The organism is Ideonella sp. WA131b, from assembly GCA_023657425.1.
In the GTDB taxonomy this organism is placed as follows: Bacteria; Pseudomonadota; Gammaproteobacteria; order Burkholderiales; family Burkholderiaceae_C; genus Rubrivivax.
Genome location: JAGTJW010000002.1, coordinates 1,037,815 through 1,060,280 on the forward strand (window position 1 = coordinate 1,037,815; position 22,466 = coordinate 1,060,280).

The 22,466-nt window shown below is 66.1% G+C and carries 22 protein-coding genes and 3 pseudogenes; 16 read left to right on the forward strand and 9 right to left on the reverse strand.

All coding sequences use genetic code 11. The annotated features are described in order from the left end of the window. Positions 1 to 39 precede the first annotated feature (39 nt). Positions 40 to 1,374, reverse strand: coding sequence for an IS110 family transposase (locus tag KA711_14825; GenBank protein ID MCM0610241.1), 1,335 nt, complete (start codon positions 1,372 to 1,374; stop codon positions 40 to 42). A gap of 328 nt (positions 1,375 to 1,702) precedes the next feature. Further along, the gene (locus KA711_14830) at positions 1,703 to 3,037 is read right to left on the reverse strand and encodes an IS110 family transposase (protein MCM0610242.1); all 1,335 of its coding nucleotides are present in this window, start codon (positions 3,035 to 3,037) and stop codon (positions 1,703 to 1,705) included. Between the two features lie 526 nt (positions 3,038 to 3,563). Here KA711_14830 and KA711_14835 point away from each other — a divergent pair. Next, complete coding sequence (locus KA711_14835; GenBank protein MCM0610243.1) at positions 3,564 to 3,836, forward strand: BrnT family toxin; 273 nt, start codon at positions 3,564 to 3,566, stop codon at positions 3,834 to 3,836. Next, positions 3,817 to 4,134, forward strand: coding sequence for a BrnA antitoxin family protein (locus KA711_14840; GenBank protein ID MCM0610244.1), 318 nt, complete (start codon positions 3,817 to 3,819; stop codon positions 4,132 to 4,134). Before KA711_14835 ends, KA711_14840 begins: the two co-directional genes overlap by 20 nt. 422 nt (positions 4,135 to 4,556) lie before the next feature. Here the strand turns inward: KA711_14840 and KA711_14845 are convergent, their stop codons facing one another. Beyond that, positions 4,557 to 5,003: a hypothetical protein gene (locus KA711_14845; protein MCM0610245.1), complete on the reverse strand. Its 447-nt coding sequence runs from the start codon at positions 5,001 to 5,003 to the stop codon at positions 4,557 to 4,559. Between KA711_14845 and KA711_14850 the strand changes: the two genes are divergently transcribed. From KA711_14850 to KA711_14865, 4 genes are all read left to right on the forward strand, one after another. After that, the gene (locus KA711_14850) at positions 5,002 to 6,249 is read left to right on the forward strand and encodes an ISL3 family transposase (GenBank protein ID MCM0610246.1); all 1,248 of its coding nucleotides are present in this window, start codon (positions 5,002 to 5,004) and stop codon (positions 6,247 to 6,249) included. The two genes, KA711_14845 and KA711_14850, sit on opposite strands and share 2 nt — an antisense overlap. A gap of 28 nt (positions 6,250 to 6,277) precedes the next feature. After that, positions 6,278 to 6,415, forward strand: a complete 138-nt coding sequence (locus KA711_14855) for a hypothetical protein (protein MCM0610247.1) — start codon at positions 6,278 to 6,280, stop codon at positions 6,413 to 6,415. A gap of 131 nt (positions 6,416 to 6,546) precedes the next feature. Next, positions 6,547 to 8,544, forward strand: coding sequence for a GGDEF domain-containing protein (locus KA711_14860; protein MCM0610248.1), 1,998 nt, complete (start codon positions 6,547 to 6,549; stop codon positions 8,542 to 8,544). Further along, entirely contained in the window at positions 8,541 to 10,481 is a 1,941-nt protein-coding gene (locus KA711_14865) for a GGDEF domain-containing protein (GenBank protein MCM0610249.1), read from the forward strand. The genes KA711_14860 and KA711_14865 overlap by 4 nt, the downstream gene beginning before the upstream one ends. Here KA711_14865 and KA711_14870 read toward each other — a convergent pair. Beyond that, complete coding sequence (locus KA711_14870) at positions 10,468 to 10,788, reverse strand: DUF1232 domain-containing protein (protein MCM0610250.1); 321 nt, start codon at positions 10,786 to 10,788, stop codon at positions 10,468 to 10,470. The genes KA711_14865 and KA711_14870 overlap by 14 nt on opposite strands. A gap of 8 nt (positions 10,789 to 10,796) precedes the next feature. Between KA711_14870 and KA711_14875 the strand changes: the two are divergent. After that, positions 10,797 to 11,240: pseudogene (locus KA711_14875) on the forward strand (IS1634 family transposase). A 64-nt stretch (positions 11,241 to 11,304) separates the two neighbouring features. Here KA711_14875 and KA711_14880 read toward each other — a convergent pair. Continuing rightward, positions 11,305 to 11,822, reverse strand: a pseudogene (locus KA711_14880) (transposase). Between the two features lie 144 nt (positions 11,823 to 11,966). Between KA711_14880 and KA711_14885 the strand changes: the two are divergent. Next, complete coding sequence (locus KA711_14885) at positions 11,967 to 12,173, forward strand: transposase domain-containing protein (GenBank protein MCM0610251.1); 207 nt, start codon at positions 11,967 to 11,969, stop codon at positions 12,171 to 12,173. Positions 12,174 to 12,179: 6 nt separating this feature from the next. After that, positions 12,180 to 13,202, forward strand: coding sequence for an IS4 family transposase (locus KA711_14890; protein ID MCM0610252.1), 1,023 nt, complete (start codon positions 12,180 to 12,182; stop codon positions 13,200 to 13,202). 226 nt (positions 13,203 to 13,428) lie between these two features. On the opposite strand, the gene KA711_14895 is transcribed toward KA711_14890, so the two are convergent. Both KA711_14895 and KA711_14900 read right to left on the reverse strand, forming a co-directional pair. Beyond that, entirely contained in the window at positions 13,429 to 13,935 is a 507-nt protein-coding gene (locus KA711_14895) for a DinB family protein (GenBank protein MCM0610253.1), read from the reverse strand. Positions 13,936 to 14,082: 147 nt separating this feature from the next. Further along, positions 14,083 to 14,397, reverse strand: a complete 315-nt coding sequence (locus tag KA711_14900) for a hypothetical protein (protein MCM0610254.1) — start codon at positions 14,395 to 14,397, stop codon at positions 14,083 to 14,085. Between the two features lie 3 nt (positions 14,398 to 14,400). Between KA711_14900 and KA711_14905 the strand changes: the two genes are divergently transcribed. After that, the gene (locus KA711_14905; protein MCM0610255.1) at positions 14,401 to 14,745 is read left to right on the forward strand and encodes a hypothetical protein; all 345 of its coding nucleotides are present in this window, start codon (positions 14,401 to 14,403) and stop codon (positions 14,743 to 14,745) included. Between the two features lie 98 nt (positions 14,746 to 14,843). On the opposite strand, the gene KA711_14910 is transcribed toward KA711_14905, so the two are convergent. Continuing rightward, on the reverse strand, positions 14,844 to 15,077 hold the full coding sequence (locus KA711_14910; protein ID MCM0610256.1) for an AraC family transcriptional regulator: 234 nt from the start codon (positions 15,075 to 15,077) through the stop codon (positions 14,844 to 14,846). A 14-nt stretch (positions 15,078 to 15,091) separates the two neighbouring features. Between KA711_14910 and KA711_14915 the strand changes: the two genes are divergently transcribed. The 4 genes from KA711_14915 (at position 15,092) to KA711_14930 (ending at position 17,118) form a co-directional block, all read left to right on the forward strand. Further along, complete coding sequence (locus tag KA711_14915; protein ID MCM0610257.1) at positions 15,092 to 15,448, forward strand: transposase; 357 nt, start codon at positions 15,092 to 15,094, stop codon at positions 15,446 to 15,448. Positions 15,449 to 15,858: 410 nt separating this feature from the next. Next, positions 15,859 to 16,119 (forward strand): type II toxin-antitoxin system HicA family toxin, encoded by a 261-nt coding sequence (locus KA711_14920; GenBank protein MCM0610258.1) that lies wholly within the window; start codon positions 15,859 to 15,861, stop codon positions 16,117 to 16,119. Next, the gene (locus tag KA711_14925; GenBank protein ID MCM0610259.1) at positions 16,116 to 16,484 is read left to right on the forward strand and encodes a type II toxin-antitoxin system HicB family antitoxin; all 369 of its coding nucleotides are present in this window, start codon (positions 16,116 to 16,118) and stop codon (positions 16,482 to 16,484) included. Before KA711_14920 ends, KA711_14925 begins: the two co-directional genes overlap by 4 nt. Before the next feature lie 166 nt (positions 16,485 to 16,650). Next, entirely contained in the window at positions 16,651 to 17,118 is a 468-nt protein-coding gene (locus tag KA711_14930) for a VOC family protein (protein ID MCM0610260.1), read from the forward strand. Positions 17,119 to 17,584: 466 nt separating this feature from the next. Here KA711_14930 and KA711_14935 read toward each other — a convergent pair whose 3' ends face one another. Further along, positions 17,585 to 19,276 (reverse strand): IS1634 family transposase, encoded by a 1,692-nt coding sequence (locus tag KA711_14935; protein ID MCM0610261.1) that lies wholly within the window; start codon positions 19,274 to 19,276, stop codon positions 17,585 to 17,587. Between the two features lie 180 nt (positions 19,277 to 19,456). On the opposite strand from KA711_14935, the gene KA711_14940 reads away from it, so the two are divergent. Together KA711_14940 and KA711_14945 are read left to right on the forward strand one after the other, a co-directional pair. Beyond that, entirely contained in the window at positions 19,457 to 21,016 is a 1,560-nt protein-coding gene (locus tag KA711_14940; GenBank protein ID MCM0610262.1) for an IS1380 family transposase, read from the forward strand. 87 nt (positions 21,017 to 21,103) lie between these two features. Beyond that, positions 21,104 to 21,796: pseudogene (locus KA711_14945) on the forward strand (transposase). The last annotated feature ends 670 nt before the right edge of the window (positions 21,797 to 22,466 follow it).

The window sequence follows — 22,466 nt, forward strand, 5'->3', positions numbered from 1 at the left end:
CTCCTTCCAAGTAGTTGATTCGCTTATAGTTTTTCGGCGTTATGCGGTCGGCACCAGACTCATGCCTAGGCTCTGAGCGCGCCGCTGCAGGTGGTGGATAACGCGCTGTCTGTAGCGCTCTTCGTAGTACTGCTGACCTTGGTCGACGTACTCCTGTCCCTTGGTCATCAGCGCGTAGAACAGGCGCGCCAGCTTGTGGGCCGCAGCCGTGACGGCCTTGCCTTTGTCCATGCGGCCGCACAGCCGCCTGTAGTAGGCCCCCAGCGCTGACTTGCTGCTTCGCAGTGCCGCCGCCGCTTGCCGGAACGCCTGGCTCGCTCTGTTCACGCTGTGCTTGGTCTTCGCACCCAGCACCTTGCCCCCACTGATTCGCGTGCCCGGGCACAGGCCCAGCCAGGACGCGAAGTGCTTGTCGCTGGGGAAGCGGCTAAGGTCCGTTCCGACTTCGGCCACGATGTTCAGCGCCGTGGTCTCGTCGATGCCGTCCACCTTGGTCACGTCCACTCCGCACATCTTCAACAGTCGCTCTCGGACGTTGAACTTCGGCGCGTTCTTGGCCTTGCTGCGCTTCTTGCCCTTGCCGAGTTCCTTGGTGTGGACTTCCAGCTTGGCCATCACGCGCTGGATCTCGGTCTCGCACTCCTGCAACTGCTGCGCGTAGAAGTCGAATCTGCCCAGCGCCTGCTTCAGCGCCAACAGATGCTCCGCCCTCCACGTGCCTTGCAGGCTCGCCGCGATCTCCTCCTCGCTGGCCTTGATCCGGCTGTCCCGGTACGCCGCCAGCACCTGCGCATCGCGCTCGCCCTCGACGATGGCCCTGACGATCTTCTGGCCCGTCACACCTGCCACGTCGCTGATGGCCTGGCTGAGCTGGATGTTCATCAGCGTCATGGCCTTTTGCATGTGCTGCACGCTGCGGCCCTGGTCGGCCAGCAGCCTCGTCCGCAGCCGGTTGAACTCCCGCAGCTCGCAGAACTGGTCTTGCGGCCTGAACGCCGCCTTCAGCAGTCCGTAGCTCAACAACTGCTGGATCCACCGGCAGTCCTGCACGTCGCTCTTGCGCCCAGACACGTTCTTCACCTGCCGGGCGTCCACCAGCATCACTTCGAACCCACGCCGCTCCAGCAGCTCGTACAGCGGTATCCAGTACACCCCCGTGGACTCCATCGCCACGATCTTCACGCCGCACTCCTGCAGCCAGTCGGCCATCGCTTGCAGATCCCTGGTGTACACCCCGAACTGCCTCACCGATTGCTCCGCCGCTTCATTGGGCACCGCCACGAAGTGCATCGAACCACCCACATCGATGCCAGCCGCATCCGGGTGCATCACCTCCAGCTTGCTTCGGCCTGTCCTGGCCTTGCTCATCGCCATACCTTGCTCCATCATCCGTTGCGGGATGCGGAGCCAACTATGGGTACGTCGTCGTAGCTCACTCTCTCAAACGGGATGCACCAGGCCTCGGCGCCCTTCCAAGAACACCAAGGCCTGCCGCTCACCAATGTCGATGACGTCACCCAAGACCAACCTAACCCTCGGGCATCAAGCACCAGTGTCCGTCCGGCCTTGGTCGGCTCCGCACCCCATCTTTTGCCACAACCGGCGCAGCAGTTTCATCGGAACGATTCGCGCGCGTCAGCGTGCGCTGCGGCCTCTCAAGAAACTCCTTCCAAGTAGTTGATTCGCTTATAGTTTTTCGGCGTTATGCGGTCGGCACCAGACTCATGCCTAGGCTCTGAGCGCGCCGCTGCAGGTGGTGGATAACGCGCTGTCTGTAGCGCTCTTCGTAGTACTGCTGACCTTGGTCGACGTACTCCTGTCCCTTGGTCATCAGCGCGTAGAACAGGCGCGCCAGCTTGTGGGCCGCAGCCGTGACGGCCTTGCCTTTGTCCATGCGGCCGCACAGCCGCCTGTAGTAGGCCCCCAGCGCTGACTTGCTGCTTCGCAGTGCCGCCGCCGCTTGCCGGAACGCCTGGCTCGCTCTGTTCACGCTGTGCTTGGTCTTCGCACCCAGCACCTTGCCCCCACTGATTCGCGTGCCCGGGCACAGGCCCAGCCAGGACGCGAAGTGCTTGTCGCTGGGGAAGCGGCTAAGGTCCGTTCCGACTTCGGCCACGATGTTCAGCGCCGTGGTCTCGTCGATGCCGTCCACCTTGGTCACGTCCACTCCGCACATCTTCAACAGTCGCTCTCGGACGTTGAACTTCGGCGCGTTCTTGGCCTTGCTGCGCTTCTTGCCCTTGCCGAGTTCCTTGGTGTGGACTTCCAGCTTGGCCATCACGCGCTGGATCTCGGTCTCGCACTCCTGCAACTGCTGCGCGTAGAAGTCGAATCTGCCCAGCGCCTGCTTCAGCGCCAACAGATGCTCCGCCCTCCACGTGCCTTGCAGGCTCGCCGCGATCTCCTCCTCGCTGGCCTTGATCCGGCTGTCCCGGTACGCCGCCAGCACCTGCGCATCGCGCTCGCCCTCGACGATGGCCCTGACGATCTTCTGGCCCGTCACACCTGCCACGTCGCTGATGGCCTGGCTGAGCTGGATGTTCATCAGCGTCATGGCCTTTTGCATGTGCTGCACGCTGCGGCCCTGGTCGGCCAGCAGCCTCGTCCGCAGCCGGTTGAACTCCCGCAGCTCGCAGAACTGGTCTTGCGGCCTGAACGCCGCCTTCAGCAGTCCGTAGCTCAACAACTGCTGGATCCACCGGCAGTCCTGCACGTCGCTCTTGCGCCCAGACACGTTCTTCACCTGCCGGGCGTCCACCAGCATCACTTCGAACCCACGCCGCTCCAGCAGCTCGTACAGCGGTATCCAGTACACCCCCGTGGACTCCATCGCCACGATCTTCACGCCGCACTCCTGCAGCCAGTCGGCCATCGCTTGCAGATCCCTGGTGTACACCCCGAACTGCCTCACCGATTGCTCCGCCGCTTCATTGGGCACCGCCACGAAGTGCATCGAACCACCCACATCGATGCCAGCCGCATCCGGGTGCATCACCTCCAGCTTGCTTCGGCCTGTCCTGGCCTTGCTCATCGCCATACCTTGCTCCATCATCCGTTGCGGGATGCGGAGCCAACTATGGGTACGTCGTCGTAGCTCACTCTCTCAAACGGGATGCACCAGGCCTCGGCGCCCTTCCAAGAACACCAAGGCCTGCCGCTCACCAATGTCGATGACGTCACCCAAGACCAACCTAACCCTCGGGCATCAAGCACCAGTGTCCGTCCGGCCTTGGTCGGCTCCGCACCCCATCTTTTGCCACAACCGGCGCAGCAGTTTCATCGGAACGATTCGCGCGCGTCAGCGTGCGCTGCGGCCTAACCCCTCGCTCAAGCTGACCCGCTACGGCAGGCACTGTAAGCCCGGCCTGAGCCACTAACCCCTCGCTCAAGCTGACCCGCTACGGCAGGCACTGTAAGCCCGGCCTGAGCCACTCGTACTATCGTCTCAGTCCGGGCTTACAGTACCTGCCTCCGCGGGCAGCTTAGCTCGAACGTTAGGCTGCACAGGCGAGGCCCGATGCCCGGGACTTGACGCTGCGCTTTAGCGTAGCTACACTAAGTCCGTGCGTATCGACTTCGACCCAGCGAAAGACAAGCTCAACATCGCCGCCCACGGCCTATCGCTTGCCTTTGCAAAGCAACTCATCTGGGACGAAGCACTTGTCTGGGTTGACGAGCGCTTCGAGTACGACGAGCTACGCATGATTGGTCTTGTTCCAGAAGGCAATCGGTTGTACTACGTTGCCTTCGTTGACCGCGGCAAGACACGCCGAGTCATTAGCCTGCGTCCAGCCGAACGCCGAGAGGTGAAGCACTATGTCGAACACTACCCCTAAGCGAACGATCGTCATGCCCGCGGAGGCTGAGAACCGGAAGATCCGGCGTGCAGCTAGCGCTGATCCAGATGCCCAGCCGTTGACAGACGCCCAGTTGCAGACGATGGTGCCACTGAAGGCACTTCGAGGCCGCCCAAAGTCAGAGAACAAGAAGCTCCTCGTCTCGGTGCGCTACAGCCCAGAGGTACTCAGATTCTTCCGCAGCACTGGCGAAGGGTGGCAGTCCCGTATGGACGGAGTGCTTCAGGAATACGTGGCTAAGCAAGTCACTCGGCGCCGCACCAAGAGTGCAGCCTAACCCCTCGCTCGAGCCGACCCGCTACGGCAGGCACTGTAAGCCCGGCCTGAGCCAGTCGTACTATCGTCTCAGTCCGGGCTTACAGTGCCTGCCTACGCGGGCGTCTCAGCTCGAACGTTAGGCAACACAAACGAAGTCCGTGGTGCGCCAGCAGAGTCAGCGCCTGTCGGCGTGTGTTGAACAGCCGCGAAAGAGCAGCAACGTCTCTTTACCGGGGTCAGCTTGTTCGGTTCTTCCGGACTATCAGTGGGCGATTTGAGGCCGATTTGAGCGTTTGACACGAGTTGCCCACCGCGGCGGTCTGTCGGTTCGTCGCAAGCGCCGACCGCCCGCCGCCGTGGACAACTCTGCACTGCACGGTGGCGATCACCTGCGTTGCGGCATCCGTTCAGTTGGCGCCACCGCGGTCCTGTGTTTACGCGTCAGCGCGATGCGTGCGCGGCAGCCGCTGCGCGCCAGAAGCGTTCAAGCTTGCGGCAGGTTGCGTCCAGCGAGTCTTGTTCCGCTTCGTTGATGCGCGGCCACATCAGCGGTCCGCCGTCACGGCCGATGAGCTGCCCGATGGCGGCTTTGACGTCCTGCTGCGCAAGCTCTTCGTCGTCATAGCGGCGCCGGATCAGCTCGCCACCGAGCGTCCAGAGGTTGTCGCGGTGCCGGCTCACGGTTGCCTTGGCCAGGCCCTGGTCCAGCAGATGCAGCAGGAACGGCGTCAGCAACTCAACGACCTGTTGGCCCACGACGATGTCGGCAGGCTCAACGTGCCAGGATCGGGGCCAGTCGTGCAGGTCAGGGCAGGCTTGCCGCAGGCGCTGCGCCTCCTGTGGCTCGAGATGGAACTCGTCATTGGCGCTGCCACGGGAGTCGGCCATGTTGCTCGCTCGCTTGCTCAATGCCTGCCACCACTTCCCCGGCTTCGTCTACGCCGCCGTGCGGCTGATCGAAGCCACCAGCACCATCGAGGTCGACGTGCGGCCGCGCCGCGGCTCCAAGCCGCATTGCTCATGCTGCGGCAACACCGCACCCGGGTACGACGTACTGGCCGTTCGGCGCTTCGAGTTCATCCCGGTCTGGGGCTATGCGGTGATGCTGCTGTACGCCATGCGGCGTGTGCAATGCCGCCAGTGCGGCGTGAAGGTCGAGCAAGTGCCCTGGGCGATGGGCAAGCACACGCTGACCAAGGCGTACATGTTGTACCTGGCGCACTGGGCACGCAAGCTGTCGTGGAAGGAGACGGCACTGAGCTTCGGCACGACCTGGGATCAGGTCTGTCATGCGGTGGAGTATGTCGTGCAGTGGGGGCTGGAGCATCGCGAACTCGGGACCCTGCGGGCCATTGGCGTGGACGAGATCCACATCGGTCAGAGCCACAAGTTCCTGACGCTGGTCTATCACATCGAGGCCAACTGCGTGCGGCTGCTGTGGGTGGGCCGGGACCGCACGATGAAGAGCTTCGAAGGCTTCTTCACCCTTATCGGCCAGGAACTGGCCGGCAAGGTCGAGTTCGTCTGCTCGGACATGTGGCGGCCCTACCTGGAGATGATCGCCAGGCATTGCCCGCAGGCGCTGAACATCCTGGACCGCTTCCACATGGTGGCCAAGCTGAACAAGGCGCTGGACGAGGTGCGCGCCGGTGAGGCCCGGCGAATGGTTCGCGAGGGCTACGAGCCCGTGCTCAAGAAGAAGCGCTGGTGCCTGCTCAAGCGGCCGGAGAACCTCACGGACAAGCAGCGATTGAGTCTGCGCGAGTTGCTGGGCTACAACCTGAAGAGCGTGCGGGCCTACCTGCTCAAGGAAGAATTCCAGCTGTTCTGGGAATACACGTCACCGGCGTGGGCGGCCAAGTTCCTCGACGCCTGGTGCAAACGGGCGATGCGTTCACGCATCGAGCCGGTAAAGCGGTTCGCCCGAACCGTGCGCGCGCACCGCGAGCTGCTGCTCAACTACTTCAAGGCCAAGAAGCAGTTCTCCAGCGGCATCATCGAGGGGCTGAACAACAAAGCCAAAGTCACTATGAGAAAAGCGTACGGCTACAGGACCTTCCGGATCGCTGAACTCTCCCTGTATCACGTGCTTGGCAGGCTTCCAGAGCCAAAACTGGCCCACAGATTCTTCTGACGAAGCGAACTTCCTATGCGCCCCGCTGTTGCCGCCCGCCCATGGTCGCCGGCTGACGCGCTGCCTGCCGCAGGCGCGCTTCGAGCTGATCGAGGGCTGGGGCCATGACCTGCCGGCGGCGCTGTTGCCGCGTCTGGCCGCAACGGTGCAATTTCACTCCGGCTGAGGGCAAGCCGCGATGGCTGCGGCGCGGGCATTGCGTATAAACCGGGGCGTGCAGACCAAGAGCAGTGCAGTGCGGGAGAGGTGCTGGCGATCGCCGATCGCCCGCCCGGACCTCGTGCGCCCGCGCTGAGCATGGGTCCCCCCTGGCGCAGGCTGATCGTGCTCAGCCTGTGGCTGCTCTGCCTGGCTCAGCCGGCGCTGGCTCAGCCCGCCTTGCGACCGCAGCTGGAGGCCATCGAGCGCTTGCCGCCGAGCCGCCAGGAGCAGCGCCTGCAGCAGCTCGAAGCCCTGGCCGTCACCCCCGGCAGCGCCGAGGCGCTGGAGCGCCTGTTCCTGATCGGCTGGACGCATGCTCAGAACAGGCGGTTCGACGCGCTGGCGCAGCTTGAGCCACGCTGGCGCGATTGGGAGAAGGCAGCGGCGGTGGCCGAGCGACCGCTGGCGGCGCTGGCGCAGATGCTGGTCATCGCCCACGCCCAGCTCACGGACGGCCGTTACCGCGAGGCACGCGAGACCTACCAGGCACCGCCGGTGCGCGACAGCCTGCCGCTGCTCTGGCGTCTGCGCTGCGCGACCGCCGAGGGCAATGTGCAGGCCGAGTTCGGCGACCTGGAGGCGGCGCTGGTGCAGCACCTGGACGCGCTGACGCTGGCGCAACGCACCGGCCAGGACTGGCGCCACGCCGACGCGCTCTACGACCTGGCCCACACGCAGACACTGCTGCGGCAGCACCAGCGCGCGCAGGAGTCGATGCGACAGCTGATTGCGCTGCTGCCGCCCGACGCCAACGACGCCGACCTGTCGCGCATCCACAACATGCACGCCATCGTGCTGGACAACGCCGGCGAGCCCGCCGAGGCGCTGAAGCTGATGGAGCTCTCGCTGCAGCATGCACGGCGCGACGGCGACCGCCGTTCGATCGCGCTGCTGCTGGCCAATCTGTCGTTTGCCTACCTGGATCGCCAGGAGCCACAGCGCGCGCTGACCACCGCCGAGGAGGCCCACCGCCTGGCGCTGCAGCTCGGCCTGACCTCGGCGATGAGCCTGGCGCTGCACAACGGCGGCGTCGCCAAGATCGTGCTGGGCCGCCTGGCCGAGGGCAAGGCGGACGTCAAGCGCTCGATCACGCTGGAGCTGCAGTCGGGCGGCACGACCTATGCCGCCGTTGGCTGGCGCGAGCTCGGCCAGTACCTGGAGAAGGCCGGCGATCTGCCCGGCGCCGTCGAGGCCTTCGAGGCCTACCGCCAGCTGGCCGACGGCCTGTCGCGCGCCGACCACCGGCGCACGCTGGCCGAGGCGCAGTCGCGCTTCGATGTCGCGCAGCGCGATCGCGAGGAGGCGCTGCTGAAGGAGCGCATCCAGCTGCGCGAGGCCCAGGTGCGCGACCAGCGCCTGCGCTTTGCGCTCGGCGCCGTCGCGCTGGCCAGCGCCGCGGCGCTGGCTGCGGCGCTCTGGTTGCTGGCGCGCCGGCTGCGCCGCAACAACGCGCAGCTGGCGCTGACCAATCGCGAGCTGGCGGCGCAAAGCGAGGTCGACCCGCTGACCGGCCTGGGCAACCGGCGTCGCCTGCTGCAGCTGGTCGGCCGACCCGAGGCGCCGCTGCAAGGCAGCCTGTTCCTCATCGACATCGACCATTTCAAGCAGATCAACGACCGCCACGGCCATGCCGGCGGCGACGCCGTGCTGCAGGCCATCGCCGGCCGGCTGCGCAACGCGCTGCGCGAACCACTCGGCGTGATGCGCTGGGGCGGCGAGGAGTTCCTGCTCTTCCTGCGCGACATCGACGTGCCGCTGGCCGACGCGCTGGCCCAGCGCCTGCTCAAGGAAATCGGCGGCACCCCGGTGTCGCTGCGCGACGGCCGCGAGCTCAGGGTCACCGCCTCCATCGGCTATGCGCTGTTCCCGCTGCCGGGATCGAACGCGAGCTTCAGCGCCGAGCGCGCCGTCGACCTGGTCGACGCGTTGATGTACCAGGCCAAGTCGCTTGGCCGCAACCAGGCCTGGGGCCTGGTCGGCGCCAGCCTGGACGACGCGAAGCTGCTGCGCGACGCACTGACCGGGATGGGAGGCGCCACCAGCGCCGACGGCCTGCAGCTGCGCCGCTGGCCGGCACAGGAGGACCCGGCATGAAGCATTGCCTCGGCCTGCTGCTGGCGCTGGGCCTGGCAGCGTCGGTGAGCGCCCAGACCAGCCTTCATGCGCTGCGGGAACAGGGCGAGCTGCGCCCGCAGCAGGCATTGCAGGCGCTGCTCGCGCTGCCGCCAAGCAGCGACCCGAGCGAGCAGGAGCAGCGCCGCCATGTCGAGGCCGTGCTGCGCCTGCAGGCCGGCGATGTCGAGGCGGCGCTCGCCGTCTACCCGGGTGGCGAGGCCGGCAGCGCCGGCGGGCTCTTCCTGCGCGCCCGTGTCGCGCGCTTGCGCGGTGGGGTCGCCGAGGCCGCTGCGCTGCTCGAACGCAGCCTGGACCTGCAGCGACCGATCTGCGAGCCGCAGCCGCAGGCCGCTTGCGACAGCCGGCTCTACATCGACAGCCTGCTGCATCGCGCCCGCGTGCATGACGCGCTCGACGAGTACCTGCTCGCCGAGCAACGCCTGCGGCGCGCACTGAACCTGGTGCGCGCCACCGGCCAGACCGGCCTGGCCGCACCGCTGCTCGCCGATCTGGCGCAGCTGGCCCAGGTGCAGGACCAGCCCGAGCGCGCGCAGCAATTGCTCGCCGAGGCGCAACGCGAGGCCGCCGGCCTGCCGCTTCGCCTCGCCCAGGTCAAGCTGGCCGAGGCGACGATCGCGCGACGCCTCGATCGTCCTGCGCAGCGCCGCGAGGCCCTGCTCGCCGTGCTCGACCTGGCCAGCGACGCACCGCACCTGGCCGCGCTGGCGCGCAACAACCTCAGCGACCACCACCTGCTGGCCGGCGAACCCGGGCCGGCGCGCCGCTACGCCGAGCAGGGCCTGGCCGGCGGCGGCCTGGACCCGGTGCTTGAGCAGTCGCTGCGCCACAACCTGGCCGTCAGCCTGATCCGGCTGCGCGACTTCGATGCGGCGCGCGCGCAGATCGCGCAAGGCGACCGCCTGGTCGCGCCCGAGGGCATGACCGACCGCGTGCGCGCCGAGGAATTGCGCGATCTGGGCCGCGCCTGGGCCGCCAGCGGCCAGTGGCGCGAGGCCCTGAAGGCCTATCACGAGGAGCGGAGGCTGACCGAACAGGCCGATGCGCGCGAGCGCGACAACGCGCTGGCTGCGCTGCGCCAGGACCTGGCGGCGCGCACCCAGGAGGCGGAGATGCAGCTGCGTCACGAGCGCGACGCGGTGCTGGAACGCACGCTGGCCAACCAGCAGAAGCTGACCTGGCTGGGCTGGCTGGCCGGCGTGCTGATCGGGCTGTGCCTGCTCATCGGTGGCCTGCTCTGGCTGGGCTCGCGGGCCGCCAACCAGCGCCTGCAGCGCAGCCGCGAACGCCTGCAGACGCTCAGCGAGCGCGACCCGCTGACCCAGCTGGGCAATCGCCGCGCCTTCCAGCAGGCCATGCAGGCGCGCGGCGACGCGCCCTTCGAGGCCGGTCTGCTGCTCGTCGACCTCGACCATTTCAAGCGCATCAACGACCAGCTCGGCCATGGTGTCGGCGACCAGGTGCTGCAGGTCGTCGCGCAGCGCCTGGCGGCCCAGGTGCGCAAGGACGATCTGCTGGTGCGCTGGGGCGGCGAGGAATTCCTGCTCTACGCGCCCAGCGTGAGCGGCCTGGGCCTGCGCCAGCTGGCGCAGCGCCTGCTGCGCACGCTGGAGCTGGAACCGCTGGCGCTGGACGGCGGGCGCAGCCTGGCGGTGAGCGCGTCGCTGGGCTTTGCGCTGTTCCCGCTGCCGCCCGATCGCCCGGCCTTCGGCTGGGAGCAGGCGGTCAACTGGGTCGATCTGGCGCTGTACGCGGCGAAGAACGCCGGCCGCGCGCGCGGCGTCGGCATCGTCTCGGCGCGCCTGCCCGACGCCACCTCGCTGGCCCAGGTCGAGGCGGATTTCGAGGGCGCCGCGCTGGCCGATCGCATCGAGCTGGTGCAGGTCACGGCGAACTGAAGAGCAGCCAGAGCCCGCCAGCGATCAGCAGCAGCACCAGCAGGTAGAGCGCAATCTGCAGCGCCAGGCCGCGGCGCCACCAGCGGCCCAGGCGCTCGGCGCCCTGCAGCAGCGCCGGCGCACCGCTGCTGGCGGCGCGTGCCCGGGCGCGGGCCAGCAAGGGCGCCGGCAGGCGGCGCAGCAGCCAGCTCAGGGCCAGCGGCAGGATGATCAGCTCGTCCAGCCAGCCCAGCACCGGGATGAAGTCCGGGATCAGGTCGATCGAACTCAGCGCGTAAGCGACCAGGGCCAGCGCCAGCCAGCGCAGACGGCGCGGACGATGCCGCGCTGGCCCGGGCGCAGCTAATGGACGGCAAGCTGATGCTGATCACCAATGTCCGCGACATGACCGCGAACGAGGTGGTGCGCCGCTACAAGTCGCTGGCCGACATCGAACGCGGCTTCAAGGTGCTGAAGTCGGAGATCGAGATCGCGCCGGTCTTCCACCGGCTGCCCGAGCGCATCAGGGCCCATGCGAGCATCTGCTTCATGGCCTTGATCCTGTACCGCGTGATGCGCCAGCGCCTGAAGCTCGCCGGCAGCGAGTTGTCGCCGGAGGCAGCCTTGGCGGACTTGCGTCGCATCCAGCGGCACACGGTCACCATTGACCGCAGCGCCCCTATCCACGGCGTCTCCACCGTTCAACCACGCCAGGCCGCAGCCCTGGCCGCGCTAAACGTCAAGAAGCCGACCATCGACGCCCAGATGCCGCTGCTGTAGTGGCATTTTCCAAGGCCTGGCCTATATGGATCAAGCACTTACAGCGGTTAGTGTCGAACTCGGGGGGCCAGCCGTACTCGCCCTTGAATTCGGCGTGGATCGCGCGGATGTGCGCTACCAGGGCCTCGTTGCTTACACGCCTGGGGCCGGGTTCCGGCGGTGCTGCCTTGCTGCTGCGCTGGCGGTGCTCGAAGAAACCGCTGACGCTCACCCCCAGCACCTGGCACATCAGCGTGACGGGCCACACCGTCTTGAGCTTGTCGATCCAGGCGTACTTCACAGTGACTCCTTCGCGAAGTACGCCGTCACTTTTTTTAAGATGTCGCGCTCCATCTTGACCCGCGCCAGCTCCGCCCGCAGCCGCGCCAACTCCATCTGCTCGGCACTGACCGGCCTGTCCCCAGCGCCTTGCAGTTCACCCTTCTCGGCCGCCCTGATCCAGTTGCCCAGCGTGGCCTTCGGGATGTCCAGAACCCGTGCCGTCACGGCCGCGTCCTGCCCGCCCTTGACCAGCCTGACCGCCTCCAGCTTGAACTCCAACGTGTACCTCGCCCTGCGGCGCTTGCCTTCTTGCTTGCTCATCTCTCGTGCTCCATCTCTGTGATTTCATCATCAGCTATGGACTACGTTTTTCAGGGGCAAGGCCAAGCGAGGGGTTAGGCCGAAATACTGTTCCATTAGTTGATTTTCGTCCATACTTGGCCATGCGCAACCACCGGAGCAGCCATGGCCAGGACGAAGGCGACATTGGGTTCAGGGGCGCGACTGGCGGACTACTTGAGTGCGAGTCTGCTGGCCCGGGTGTTTCCTGCGGAGCGAGTGCACGAAGCGCTGGATGCGCACGGTGTGAACTCGCAGCGCATCCGTCGTTTTCCCGCCGTGGCGGGGGTGTACTACACCATGGCGCTGAGCCTGTATCCGGAGGCCGCCTAGGAAGAGGTGTTTTCGGTTGTCGCGCAGGGCCTGGCCTGGGCCCGGGGGTCGCAGCAGCCACCGCCGGTGTCCAAGTCCAGCATCAGCGCGCTGCGCAGCCGCATGGGCTCGGCACCGCTGCGCGATCTGCTGCGCAGCTGCTGCCTGCCGCTGGCGGATCCGGCGCGGCAGCCGCAGGCCTTCTACAAGGGCCAGCGCCTGATGGCGATCGACGGCAGCCGCCTGGAGCTGGCCGACGAGGTCGATGTGGCCACCGCTTTCGGCCGCCCGGGCAGCCGCACCGGTGTGGCGGGCTACCCTCAGGCGCAGTGCGTGGTCCTGGCCGAGTGCGCCACCCACGCCATCGTGGCTGCCGAGCTTGGACCCTACCGGGGCGACGAGTGGGCGCTGTGCCAGTGGCTGCTGGGGGCGCTGGAGCCGGGGATGCTGTTGCTGGCCGATCGGGGCTTCAACGGCTTCGAGCACTGGCAGCAGGCACTGGGCAGCGGCGCGCAGTTGCTGTGGCGGGCCACGGAGTCGCGGCTGCTGCCGGTGGAGCAGTTGCTGCCCGACGGCTCCTACCTGAGCCGCATCAAGCCCACCGGGGTGGGCAAGGCAGCGGCCGCTGCCCAGGCGCTGCAGGTGCGCGTCATCGAGTACCAACTGCCAGGGGTGCCCGATGCTGCGCCCCGCTACAGGCTCATGACCAGTCTGCTCGATCCGGTGCAGGCGCCGGCGCTGGAGCTGGCGGCGCTGTACCACCAGCGCTGGCAGGTAGAGGCGGTGTTCGACGAACTCAAGACGCATCTGCGCCAGGGCCGGCGCGTGCTGCGCAGCAAGACCGCCGAGCTGGTGCGCCAGGAGTTCTACGGCTGGATGCTGGCGCACTACGCGGTACGCTGGCTGCTTCACGAAGGGGCGGCCCGCTGCGGCCAGGCCGACGAGGCGCTGTCGTTCACGGCCCATGTCCAGCTGCTGCGCCGCGAGCTGCCCCGCTCCGGGGCTTTTCCCCCCAGCGCAACCCAGACGCCGACAGCGATGGCTTCGTGAGCTGCTGCAGGCCAGCGCCAAGGCCCTCTGCGTGCGAACGCTCAACCAGCAGCGGCCACGCATGGTCAAGCGCCGCAATTCGCCGTACGCCCCCTACACGTCACAAAGAGTTCACCGCCCGTGCAGCTTTGAGCCCTGCATCAGCGCGCCCGCGGGGAGGCGAGCCGCGACAGCCGGACCAAGGGCAGCAAAGAACGAGTTCATGCCCTAATGGAACAGTATTGGGTTAGGCCGCATTTGTGATGCCTGGACTTGCTAGCTTTCCGAGCAGCCACTGCAGGCCGGACAAATGCTGTTGATCGTGGCTGCAAAGATAGTGCACGAGGCTCCGCAGTGTGACTTGACCATAGCCTTCAAACTGAGCTGGCCGATCTAGCTGCTCGATAGTGAGGGTCCGGAGCAGACCTAAGGTTTCGGATCTCGCACAACGGAAGTCGTGTAGAACTGCCGCAGCCTCCCTCTGGTGGTAAAGGCGGTCTCGCGCCATCGCTTCGGTGTCCAGCGACGGGAGAGCGGGATTCCACTCGTCCAGAGTTCGTTGGATTCGAACTTGATACCCTTCCACCTCGATGTCGAGGACGTGACAGATTTGCTCAATCGCGGATAGCGGCTCGCTGGGCACGCCTTCCCAGGATGCGGGTGCGAAGTGCCTCGACTCAAGAGGGAACGACTCGTATAGCGACGAGAGCTGGTCAGGGAAGGCCTCAAGGGCAGCGAAAGTTGGTTGGTTCATGCAGGGTGGTAGAGATGCGGCCTAACGTTCGAGCTAAGCTGCCCGCGGAGGCAGGCGCTGTAAGCCTGGTTCGCGATGATGCACCAAGTGCCGCGGACCAGGCTTACAGCGCCTGCCATAGCGGGTCAGCTTGAGCGAGGGGTTAGGCTACAAAGTCCGCCATTCCTGCCGCTCCACCGCCTCAGTCCAGCGCACCAGAACCTGCTGCGCCTTTCCGCACCACAGGCATTCCCGCGTGTCGCCGTCCTTCGTCCATCGGGTGTCGTCGCCCACGAAATGCCCCTTATGTTCGGGGTCAATCGCGCAGCGCCCGTCTCGCACGTAGCGCGGCCAGAAATCGGCCACTTCCACCAGCCCGCGCAGGTTCACCCAGCAGCAGCTTTCGGCCTTGGTGCCGTAGCACAGCACGTTCATCAGCCGCGCGCCGATCAGGTCGAGCAGGCCTTCAAGGAGATCAAGCACGACTTGGCCATCCGGCCGATCTTCCACAAGACCGAGCCGCGCATCGAGGCCCACATCTTCGTGGCCTTCCTGGCGTACTGCCTGCAGGTCACCCTGAAGGCCAAGCTGCGGGCGCTGGCCGGTGGCACCACACCACGCGAGGTGCTGGCCAAGTTCAAGACCATGCAGATGGTCGACGTGCATCTGCCCACCACCGATGGCCGCGAGTTGACCTTGTCGCGATACACGCAACCGGAGGCCGAACACCGCATGCTGCTGGACCAACTGCGGCTGAGCCTGCCGGGCCAGCCGCCACCGAAGATCACCGCCGCGCAAGCCAGACAAGCCACCGCAGAACTCGTCCTTTAGTGGAGACCTACGGGTCTCGGACAAGTCAAATCAACAACTTGGCAGTGGTGTCAGGGGCAAACTGAGAAAGACGGGCTAGGCGCGCAGCGAACGCAGCCTCATGCGGCCTCGCGCTGGCGCAGCCAGTCGCTGGGTGTCTGGCCGATGCGCTGCTGGAAGGCGCGCGACAGCGCGTTCGCGCTGCCATAGCCGACCTCGGCGGCGACCGCCTTCAAGGGCTGGCCGCGGCTGAGCAGGCGCTGGGCAAGGCCCATGCGCAGCGCGGTCAGGTAGTCGCCTGGCGGGCTTCCGGCCCGCTCGGTGAACTGCGCGGCAAAACGCGCCCGCGACATGCTGACCCTGAGGGGTGCGATGCCCGCGCGAGGGCGAAGCGCGCCAACCCCTGTGCGCCGACATCGACGGGTTCAGTCTGCACGCCGCGGTGCGGGTCAAAGCGCACGACCGCAAGCGGCTGGAACAGCTGTGCCGCTACATCACCCGGCCAGCGCTGCCCGACGAACGCGTGCAGCTCAACGCCGCGGGGCAGGTGGAGCTCAAGCTCAAGACACCTTGGCGCGACGGGACCACGCACCTGGTGATGAGCCCGCTGGAGTTCATGCAGCGGCTGGCGACGTTGGTGCCGCGGCCCAGGCTGCACCTGATCAGGTCTGCGCGCCCTATAGCCCCAGGCAACGCGGCACCAACGAGAACACCAACCGCCTGATCCGCCAGTACCTGCCCAAGGGCACCGACCTATCCCTGGCGACCAACCAACAACTGCGCTTCATCGAGCGCCGGCTCAACAACCGGCCACGACGCGTCCTCGGCAGCAAGACCCCCAACGAGTCCTACGCAGATGCCGTTCGCCGCTTCGCGCCCTACTCAAGCGCGAGCTGAGTCAAGGCCGGCCAAAGGCCGCCCGTAGGGCTTGGCCTTGACGCAGTTCGCGCTTACGGTACGCTGCGCAACAGGCGTGAAGGCCACGCACTTGGCGGCCTGAACGCCTGTTCGCAATTAGGCGTCTAATCATCCACCTCGCGTTGCACTTCGCCTGGACACACGCCCGCGGGGAACTCGGCCCGCCCACCCTCAGTGGGCCACTGTGATTGCAGTTTGCGCCTATGATGCTATCATGTGACTGTGAACAGCACGCAGCGCAAGACACTCGAGAAGGTACTCGCCGACCCCGTCAACGGGAACATCGAGTGGTCGAGAATCGAGTCTTTGCTTCAGGCAGCAGGCTGCAAGGTGATCGAGGGCGCCGGCTCCTCAGTCACCTTTGAGTTTGCCGGTCGAAAGATGACACTGCACCGCCCGCATCCTGGGAAAGAAGCGCTTCGCTACCGTGTATTGGCTGTGCGTGAGTTCATAGACAGAATGGGGATCAAGCCATGATAAACTCCATGCTCTACAAGGGCTACACGGCTAGCATGGTCTTCGACGCAGAAGACAAGGTCATCGTTGGGCGCGTTCAAGACATCGACGACATCATCTCCTTCCACGGTGAGTCCGTAGCAGAGTTTGAGGCGAACTTTCACTCCGCCATTGAAGGCTACCTCGCCGCATCCAAAGAGCTTGGTTCTGCTCCAGAGCGCCCGGCAAGCGGGAAGGTCATGCTACGCATCGCACCAGAAGTTCATGCGGCAGCCCTCAAAGCGGCAGCAAGATGCGGTACTAGCCTGAACAAGTGGGCTGAAGGAGCACTTGGCAAGGCAGCGCGGAAGGCTCCAGTACGGGCTGCAGCGCGCAGCGAAGCCTAACCCCTCGCTCAAGCTGACCCGCTACGGCAGGCACTGTAAGCCCGGCCTGAGCCACTTGCACTATCGTCTCAGTCCGGGCTTACAGTACCTGCCGTAGCGGGCAGCTTAGCTCGAACGTTAGGCGTCATGTCCGCTGCATTGGCCCGCCCACCCAAGGAACAACACAATGGCCAACTCTGTACGCACCTGCCTCTGGTTCCGTGACGGTCGCGGACGAGAGGCCGCACGGTTCTACTGCGCTCTGGTTCCGGGAAGTCGGGTCGAGGCAGTCTTCGACATCTCTGGAGATGGCGCCTCCTGGCTAATCGACTTCACGCTGGGCGGGGTGCCGTATCAGATTCTCGATGCGGGACCAATGTTCACGTTATCTGAGGCTGTGTCGATCTCGGTCGAGACGGACGATCAGGCAGAGACGGATAGGTTGTGGGCAGCGCTAACCACAAATGGCGGCGAGGAAAGCCACTGCGGCTGGCTCAAGGATCGCTATGGTGTGTCGTGGCAAGTGTTCCCGCGGCGCCTGACAGAATTGACCCTAAGCGCTGACAAGACTGTGTCTGTCAAAGCGATCGCGGCGATGATGAAGCAGAAGAAGATAGACATTGCTGAAATCGAAGCTGCGGTGCTTGCCCAGTGAGGCCTAACACAATACTGTTCCTTTAGGGCATGAACTCGTTCTTTACCACCCTTGGCCCGGCTGTCGCGGCTCGCCTCCCCGCGGGCGCGCTGATGCAGGGCTCAAAGCTGCACGGGCGGTGAACTCTTGGTGCCTTGTAGGGGGCGTACGGCGAATTGCGGCGCTTGACCATGCGTGGCCGCTGCTGGTTGAGCGTTCGCACGCAGAGGGCCTTGGCGCTGGCCTGCAGCAGCTCACGAAGCCATCGCTGTCGGCGTCTGGGTTGCGCTGGGGGGAAAAGCCCCGGAGCGGGGCAGCTCGCGGCGCAGCAGCTGGACATGGGCCGTGAACGACAGCGCCTCGTCGGCCTGGCCGCAGCGGGCCGCCCCTTCGTGAAGCAGCCAGCGCACGGCGTAGTGCGCCCCCGAGTTCGACACTAACCGCTGTAAGTGCTTGATCCATATAGGCCAGGCCTTGGAAAATGCCACTACAGCAGCGGCATCTGGGCGTCGATGGTCGGCTTCTTGACGTTGAGCGCGGCCAGGGCTGCGGCCTGGCGTGGTTGAACGGTGGAGACGCCGTGGATAGGGGCGCTGCGGTCAATGGTGACCGTGTGCCGCTGGATGCGACGCAAGTCCGCCAAGGCTGCCTCCGGCGACAACTCGCTGCCGGCGAGCTTCAGGCGCTGGCGCATCACGCGGTACAGGATCAAGGCCATGAAGCAGATGCTCGCATGGGCCCTGATGCGCTCGGGCAGCCGGTGGAAGACCGGCGCGATCTCGATCTCCGACTTCAGCACCTTGAAGCCGCGTTCGATGTCGGCCAGCGACTTGTAGCGGCGCACCACCTCGTTCGCGGTCATGTCGCGGACATTGGTGATCAGCATCAGCTTGCCGTCCATGAGCTGCGCCCGGGCCAGCGCGGCATCGTCGATCTCGTAGGCGAACAGGTCGGACTTCAGATCGACCCGGATGATGCGCGCCAGATGCGCGTCGCTGACCTCGTGGAACAAACGCGCCTTGGCGCCGGAATCCGAGAGCTTGCGGCCGCGGTGTACCTGGCCGGCGTCCTGCGCATCGAGCTTGCTGGCCCATTGCGCTGCGCGCTCTTCCAATGCGTGGATCCTCGCCAGCCGCTCCTGGGTCTGCTCCGTCGCACGCACGGGGTTGTGGGCGACCACCAGTCGGTGGCCCTGCCACTGCGCCTCCTCGACGACTTCGTCGGTGGCCTGGGCCATGCGTGCACTCATCGGCGCCAAGAGATCGACGAACTCCCCATAGCGCCGCCCTGGCACCGCCAGGATGAATTCCAGTGGCCGATCCCCCGCCACGTGGAGCTTGGTCAGCGCCTCGATGTTGTCCAGCGAGAGCAGCCCGCGGTCGGCCACCACGACCAGGCGGCGGATGTGCGGGTAGCGCGCCAGCACCTTCTTGAGCGTGGGCTCCAGCGTCGGCGCCTCGGCCGTATTGCCGTCGAAGACCTCGTGGTAGATCGGCATACCGTCGGCCGTCTGCACCACGCCCAGCATGAACTGGCGGGCGATGACGCCTTCCTTGGACATGCCGAAGTGCCGCACGTCGCCGTCTTGCTGGCTGTGGCCCTCGGCGCGGATGGTCGTCAGGTCGTAGAAGACCACCGAGAGGTCTTCGTCGATGAGCGGCCGCAGCAGCTGCGCCACGCAGTCATCCACGGCCTGCTGGTGGTCCATCAGCGCATCCATGCTGCGCAGCAGATGCTGGTGGCTCAGCTTGGCCACGTCGATGCCCGGCATGCTCACCGTCTGCAGCCAGCGCAGCACACCCAGCTTGGACTCCGGATCGCTAAGCCGGTTGAAGGCCATCACCCGGATCGCCTGCTCGACGGCGGTGGTGAAGCGGGCGCGCCGGAACACCGCCCCCAGGGCATTGAAGCCCAGCTCATGCCACAGCGCATCGAGGGCCCAGACATCGCCCAGGCACAGGGCCGACTCGAAGCGCACCTGGAGGTCGCCGCCCGTGGCAACTGGGCGCCCCTTGGCTCGCAACAGGCCATCCAGAAGCGAGTCGACCTGACCGCCGCGCTCGTCGATGCGGCCCAGAGTGGCTACCGTGCGCTGGCGCGGCTTGCCGTGTTCATCGCGGAACGACTCGACCAGTTGCGCGTAGGTGCGTTCGCCGGACCGGGTGAGCTTGATGAACATGGCGAGAGTGTAGCTACCTCCCTGTTGCATGCCAATACCCTCGCACGCATGGCGTGCCACTACAGAAAAACTGGCGCTGCAGCGCTAACTTGTTGATCCTAAGAACCGCTGTTGAACCCGCGCCCGTGCCGGTTTCTTCAACGCTGGCGCGGGGTTGAGGCTGTTTGGCACACTCACCCGATGGGTGAAGGCAACGAACCAAAGAAGACGGCTCTGGCGCAGGCCAGCGAGGACGCCATGGTGGTCGACACGATGGGTGGTCGCGTGCACGTGCGCTGGGACGAGACAGCGCAGGCCACGCCCCACGGACAGATCGTGTTCTTCGCCGAATTCCTGGCCACGGCCGGTGTCTTCGACCGCTGGGTGCAGGACTGCCCGCTGAAGTACAGCAGCCCCAACGCATCGCGCCCGCGTGACGTGCTGGGCACGCTGATGCTGGGCATCCTGGCCGGCAGCAAGCGCTACGCGCACATTGCCGGCGTGCGCGGCGACGCAGTGGCGGCCAAGGCCCTGGGCCTGCGCGGCATGGTCAGCGAAGACTCGGTGCGCCGGGCGCTGGCGGCGATGGTGCCCGAGGCCAGCGAACCGTGGATGCGCAGCGCGCTGATGAGCAGCGTGCGCGAAGCACTGGACCGGCCGTGGGTGTTGGACATGGATGCCACCATCAAGCCGCTGTACGGCCGCCAGGAAGGTGCGGAGATTGGCTACAACCCGCACAAGCCGGGCCGCCCCAGCCACGTGCTGCACACCTTCTGGGTCGGCAACCTGCGTCTGGTGCTCGATGCGGTGCTCAGTTCGGGCAAGCAACACACCTCGGGCCACGCCAAGGCCGCGATGGCGCGGCTGCTCGACGAGCTGGGCGACAAGACTCCGGCGCTGGTGCGCGGTGACTGCGGCTATGGCAACGAGGACATCATCGACGTGTGCGAGCAGCGCTCCTTGAGCTACCTGCTGCGCCTGCGCAAGACGGCCAACGTCAAGCGGCTCATCGAGCGACTGTTCAGGCGCGAGGACTGGACGCGCGCCACCGAGGCCAGCCAGGGCTGGCAGGCCATCGAAGACGAGCTGCGCCTGAGCGGCTGGAGCAAGGCACGGCGCGTCGTGGTGCTGCGACGGCGCATCAAGCACGACATCGCGCTGACGAGCAAGAAGCGCGGCCAGCACGAGACCAACGGGCAACTCGTCCTGGCGCTGCCGCACGACGAGGTGCAAGACAACGCGCAGGTCTGGGAGTACACCGTACTGGCGACCAACGCGACGTACGACATCGCGGCGATCGGCCAGCTCTACCGTGATCGCTGCGACTGCGAGAACGGGTTCGACGAGTTGAAGAACCAATGGGGCTGGGGCGGCTTCACCACGCAAGACATGCACCGCAGCCAGGTCACCGCGCGAGCCGTGGCACTGGTCTACAACTGGTGGAGCTGGTACGTCAGGGCGGCCAACCCGCAGGCCCGGCGCGAGGCGCTGACGAGCCGGCCACTGCTGCTGGCGGCCGTGGGTCGAGCCACCAGCAGCGGCAACCAGACCACGCTGTACCTCACGCCGATGCACGCCGAAGCTGGCTTGATCAAGTCGATGATCGCCAACGTTCATGCGGCCATTCAGCACGTCAAAGCTGCTGCGGAGCAGTTGCCAAAGCTCGACCGCTGGCGGGCACTGCTGGCCTACATCTGCCAGCGCATCGTCGGCCAAATCGGCCTGCCAACCCCGCCGCCGCCGCTCCCGGCGCCGGGGTAACTGCTGCATTTAGGTTGATTACATTGGCGCCGGGGCGAGAAAATCGCTCGAACTCGGCTTTTGGTGTCGAACTCGGGGGTTCAGGCCTTCACGCAGGATCTGCATGCCCACGGCGGTGAGCCCACAGCGATCGCCCACGTCTGCATGGACATGAGTGCGGCGTACCTCAAGGGGGCTGCCACCTACCTGCCCAACGCGCTGGTCAGCTACGACCGCTTCCACGTCGTCAAACTCGCAGGCGAAGCCATGGACGAGGTGCGCGCAGCCGAGTGGAAGACCGAGCAGGCGCAGGTGCAGCAGGAACTGGGCGTGCTGACGGCCAAGCAGCGCCGCTCCATCCTGTGGGGCATGCGCAGGAATCCTTCGGGCTGGACGGCCACGCAGCTTCAAGCCATGCACTGGTTGCAGCGAGCAAACCTGAAGACTGCGCGTGCCTGGCGGCTGAAGATGGCGCTGCGCGAGGTGTTCGCCAACGCACGCCGCCACAACCAACCCGAGCTCGCTTGCGCCGAGTTGAAGGCCTGGCTGTCGTGGGCGCGGCGCAGTCGCCTGGAGCCCTTCAAGCGGCTGGCGGCCACGCTCAGAGACCACTTCGATTCAGTCGTGCGAGGCATGCTCGATCACCGCAGCAACGCCTTCGTCGAGGCGATGAACGGGCTGATGCAGCAAGCCAAGCGCGCGGCCCGCGGCTTCAGGACAGCAGCCAACTTCATCGCCATCGCTTATCTGCGCCTGGGCAAGCTCACCCACTTGCCGGCATCGCCCTTCGTGCCGGCAATGGCACTGTCAGCGGGCCTGACACAGCATCGGATGTGCGGTCAAGTTCCACACGGAACGGCATAGAGCCAAGCTGACCCGCTACGGCAGGCGTTGTAAGCCCGGCCTGAGCCAGTTGTACTATCGTCTCAGTCCGGGCTTACAACGCCCGCCTCCGCGGGCAGCTTAGCTCGAACGTTAGGCCTCGCGATCCACTCACCGTGCAGGCCCAGCGCTTCGTATGCGCCGTTCAGCATCGCACACGATCCCGCGCTTCGTACACGCCATGAATGCCAATTCAAACGCAATGCCTGGCATCGCTACGGAGATGCGCGTCAAACTCTCCAACGCCAATGACTGGTCACGGTCAGCGCAAGGTGAACCAGTCGTCGCAGTAGGAAGCCGTTCCTTAACCCCGCAAGCTCCGGTCCAACTGGCCAGCCACGCGACAGGTCGCACGCCAGGCAAGGCGCAAAGCGCCCTGCCAAGTTGCCGGTCGGGTGCAGCGGCAGCCGAGTAAGGCCCCCGCTATCGCCTTCTTCGTGCTACGGCACGGTCAACAGCCGGTCCATCGACATCGAGCCGTCCGCAGCGCGGAGCGGGAGGCGCCCGTCGAGTCCCTGGAAATTCACCAACCGCGGGTTTACCCTCAGCGAGGCCTAACCCCTCGCTCAAGCTGACCCGCTACGGCAGT

Bases quoted from the DNA above. Each gene is read 5' to 3' on its own strand.
- KA711_14925 (MCM0610259.1), top strand. From the start codon at position 16,116: ATGATAAACTCCATGCTCTACAAGGGCTACACGGCTAGCATGGTCTTC.
- KA711_14865 (MCM0610249.1), top strand. From the start codon at position 8,541: ATGAAGCATTGCCTCGGCCTGCTGCTGGCGCTGGGCCTGGCAGCGTCG.
- KA711_14885 (MCM0610251.1), top strand. From the start codon at position 11,967: ATGGCCAGGACGAAGGCGACATTGGGTTCAGGGGCGCGACTGGCGGAC.
- KA711_14910 (MCM0610256.1), bottom strand. From the start codon at position 15,077: ATGTCGCGGGCGCGTTTTGCCGCGCAGTTCACCGAGCGGGCCGGAAGC.
- KA711_14935 (MCM0610261.1), bottom strand. From the start codon at position 19,276: ATGTTCATCAAGCTCACCCGGTCCGGCGAACGCACCTACGCGCAACTG.
- KA711_14860 (MCM0610248.1), top strand. From the start codon at position 6,547: ATGGGTCCCCCCTGGCGCAGGCTGATCGTGCTCAGCCTGTGGCTGCTC.
- KA711_14895 (MCM0610253.1), bottom strand. From the start codon at position 13,935: ATGAACCAACCAACTTTCGCTGCCCTTGAGGCCTTCCCTGACCAGCTC.
- KA711_14840 (MCM0610244.1), top strand. From the start codon at position 3,817: ATGTCGAACACTACCCCTAAGCGAACGATCGTCATGCCCGCGGAGGCT.
- KA711_14845 (MCM0610245.1), bottom strand. From the start codon at position 5,003: ATGGCCGACTCCCGTGGCAGCGCCAATGACGAGTTCCATCTCGAGCCA.
- KA711_14830 (MCM0610242.1), bottom strand. From the start codon at position 3,037: ATGGCGATGAGCAAGGCCAGGACAGGCCGAAGCAAGCTGGAGGTGATG.
- KA711_14850 (MCM0610246.1), top strand. From the start codon at position 5,002: ATGTTGCTCGCTCGCTTGCTCAATGCCTGCCACCACTTCCCCGGCTTC.
- KA711_14940 (MCM0610262.1), top strand. From the start codon at position 19,457: ATGGGTGAAGGCAACGAACCAAAGAAGACGGCTCTGGCGCAGGCCAGC.
- KA711_14930 (MCM0610260.1), top strand. From the start codon at position 16,651: ATGGCCAACTCTGTACGCACCTGCCTCTGGTTCCGTGACGGTCGCGGA.
- KA711_14825 (MCM0610241.1), bottom strand. From the start codon at position 1,374: ATGGCGATGAGCAAGGCCAGGACAGGCCGAAGCAAGCTGGAGGTGATG.